Source organism: Mesorhizobium sp. M4B.F.Ca.ET.203.01.1.1, from assembly GCF_004791025.1.
GTDB classification, from domain to species: Bacteria; Pseudomonadota; Alphaproteobacteria; order Rhizobiales; family Rhizobiaceae; genus Mesorhizobium; species Mesorhizobium abyssinicae.
This window is the reverse complement of record NZ_SRUO01000129.1, coordinates 1-359: the sequence shown is the minus strand read 5'-3', so window position 1 is coordinate 359 and position 359 is coordinate 1. Positions and strand designations below refer to the sequence as shown.

Annotated in this window: 1 pseudogene; it reads right to left on the bottom strand. The window is 68.2% G+C overall.

From position 1 onward, the window contains the following. Positions 1-285: pseudogene (locus tag EN846_RS35670) on the bottom strand (hypothetical protein); the annotation flags it as partial. Positions 286-359: the final 74 nt, after the last annotated feature.

Below are 359 nucleotides of genomic sequence, written 5' to 3'. Positions count from 1 at the left end.
CGCGTTTGGAGGCTCCGCTTCCGGCTCTGTCGGCTTTTCAGGGGGCGTCGCAACGACTGCCGGCGTTTGTGGCACGAAGTCATCGTGGGTCGACGGCTGCTGCTGGGCACCCTGCTCAGAAGTCCCCGTACCGGTGCTGTCGGCAGCGTCGGGCCGCGGCTCCGGAATAGGCGCCGTCGGCGGCATTTGCGGCGTGGCATTCCGGCTGACGGGCGGCAGATGGCTCTTATGCCGGTGATGGTGCCGGGCCTGCGCGGGCAAAATCAGCATGGCGGCCGCGGCCAAGCGCAGCGCCAGTCTGCAGAATCCTGAAAGGCCAAGCGTTGCCATCGCCCGGAAACGGCGCCGGCGGGTTGAAG